This window comes from Vibrio methylphosphonaticus, assembly GCF_023634655.1.
GTDB classification, from domain to species: domain Bacteria; phylum Pseudomonadota; class Gammaproteobacteria; order Enterobacterales; family Vibrionaceae; genus Vibrio; species Vibrio methylphosphonaticus.
Window position 1 is genome coordinate 1 of the sequence record NZ_JAMKMS010000086.1, and the last position, 313, is coordinate 313.

A 313-nucleotide genomic window follows, 5' to 3' on the forward strand; every position below is an offset into this window, starting at 1 on the left:
TCAAGATCTCGGGGCTATAGCTCAGCTGGGAGAGCGCCTGCCTTGCACGCAGGAGGTCTGCGGTTCGATCCCGCATAGCTCCACCATTCTTGAAATATTCTTTCCCACGAAGGAATTAAAACTAATGTGGGCGATTAGCTCAGTTGGGAGAGCACCTCCCTTACAAGGAGGGGGTCACTGGTTCGAGCCCGGTATCGCCCACCATCTTTAAAGACATTTATGAAGTGTATTTAAAAATGGTTTAATTAGTTTTAACTAAGTAAACACATGCTCTTTAACAATTTGGAAAGCTGACGAATAACAACTTGATTAG

Annotated in this window: 2 tRNA genes; both read left to right on the forward strand. The window is 44.7% G+C overall.

Features of this window, described 5'->3' with window-relative positions:
• The first annotated feature begins 10 nt into the window (after positions 1 to 10).
• A tRNA-Ala gene (locus M9196_RS23360) sits at positions 11 to 86 on the forward strand.
• Positions 87 to 128: 42 nt separating this feature from the next.
• Positions 129 to 204: transfer RNA gene (locus tag M9196_RS23365), tRNA-Val, on the forward strand.
• Positions 205 to 313 lie beyond the last annotated feature (109 nt).